Annotated in this window: 3 protein-coding genes; 2 read left to right on the forward strand and 1 reads right to left on the reverse strand. The window is 70.0% G+C overall.

The window, feature by feature from the left end; all coding sequences use genetic code 11:
* The first annotated feature begins 160 nt into the window (after positions 1-160).
* Positions 161-538, forward strand: coding sequence for a response regulator (locus D7V88_RS41285; protein WP_120545931.1), 378 nt, complete (start codon positions 161-163; stop codon positions 536-538).
* 41 nt (positions 539-579) lie between these two features.
* Here D7V88_RS41285 and D7V88_RS41290 read toward each other — a convergent pair whose 3' ends face one another.
* Positions 580-765, reverse strand: a complete 186-nt coding sequence (locus tag D7V88_RS41290) for a hypothetical protein (RefSeq protein ID WP_244238681.1) — start codon at positions 763-765, stop codon at positions 580-582.
* A gap of 398 nt (positions 766-1,163) precedes the next feature.
* On the opposite strand from D7V88_RS41290, the gene D7V88_RS41295 reads away from it, so the two are divergent.
* Positions 1,164-1,656 (forward strand): hypothetical protein (locus D7V88_RS41295; RefSeq protein ID WP_120545932.1); only part of this gene is annotated, 493 nt, incomplete at its 3' end.

Genomic DNA, 1,656 nt, shown 5'->3' on the forward strand with positions numbered 1-1,656 from the left:
ACTCCAGGTAGACGGGCAAGGTCAGCATGGAGCCACCCTCCCAGAGCGGAGGCCCCGGCCCCAAGAGGGGGACCCTCCAGGGCTGGAATGTGTCCACCAGTTGTCGGGGATTTCCGGATTGACGTGCTTGAGGGTGGGAGGGGGTCCGTATGCTGTCCCCATGGCCCATTCCGCGCCCATCCGTCCCGTGCTGGTGGTGGAGGACGATGACGACGTCCGCGCCGCCATCGCCGAAATCCTGGAGGGGGAAGGCTACGAGGTGGCGGTGGCCGCCAACGGGCGCGAGGCCCTGGAGGAGCTGGTCCACCTGGTGGCGCCGTGCCTCATCCTGCTGGACCTGAGGATGCCGGTGCTGGACGGCGCGGGGTTCCTGCGCAACCTGCGCTCGGACTGGCCCCGGCTGAAGTCCGTGCCGGTGCTGGTGCTCACCGCCGTGGACACCGAACCCCCGCCGGACACGCAGGGCCTCCTGCGCAAGCCCATCATCCCGGACGAACTGGTGGCCATCGTGGACCGGCTGTCCGGCCGGAGCGCCTGAGGCGGCTGGCGAGGCTTCTGGAGGTGCTCCGGGCGGTGCTTTCAGCCCACGCGCGTCACGGCGAGCAGCGTGAGCGTGCTGGCGCGCGGGTCGCGCTCGTAGATGAGCTCCAGGCCGTGGCCTTCCACCTGATGCCGCGCGGGCCCCGCCACCGAGTCCTGGTTCCGCGACCGCTCCGCCAGCCGCGTCAGGGCCTGCTGCAGGGCCTCGAACGCTTCAGCGGACATGCGCCCCACTTCCCGCCAGGCAGGCGGCGCGTAGTGGACGCGGTACGGAAGGATCAGTCGATTTCGGGCGGAGGACTGGGACACGGTTTCGGTTCCTTGACGGAAGAGCGTCCTTGCGAACCGCGTGCCTGCCTACATCCTGGGGAATTCCGGGCACTTTCGAGCCCGCCTGCCACCGGGCGGGCTGAAGAAGTTACGGACTGGCTGGAAATCGTAGGGGAAGAAATGACTGTCAGTGATGGCATTCCGGGGACGGGGGGGGACGGGGGTCGTCCGCACGATCGGGCTTCGGTGCGGCGGGCATCCGGTGCGGGACGGCTGCCCCATATCGCGCGGGTGCGCAGCGTTGAAGGGACAGGCCTGGGCACCCGGGCCCACCCATTCGAGGAGGCACACCCATGGAACGGCGGACCACCCCCTGGTCGGTGACGAACGGGCTGCTCTTCGGCGTGGCCGCGGGCGTGATGTTGGCGTTGGCGGAGACGCTGCTGTCGGTGGCGGCGGGAGACGGGGCGTTCCGGCCGGTGCGGATGAGCGCGGCGTTGGTGCTGGGGACGCCCGCCTTCACGCCGCAGGTGTCCACGGGCCTGGCGGTGGCGGTGGGGCTGGCGGTGCACCTGGCCATCTCCGCGGGCTGGGGGCTCATGTACACATTGCTGGACGCGATGCTGCCCACGGACGGGCGTGGCCGGTGGGAGTTCCAGGCGGCGGTGGGGATGCTCTTCGGCATCTTCGTGTGGCTGGTGAACTTCCAGTTGCTGGGGCGCGGCTACTTCCCCTGGTTCCTGGACGTGCCGCAGTTCGTCCAGATTGTGTGGCACGCGGTGTTCATGGGCCTGCCGCTGGCCCTGCTGTTCACGGCGGCGGAGCGCCGACGCTCGCCGCTGGTGG

This window comes from Corallococcus terminator, from assembly GCF_003611635.1.
Classification (GTDB): Bacteria; Myxococcota; Myxococcia; order Myxococcales; family Myxococcaceae; genus Corallococcus; species Corallococcus terminator.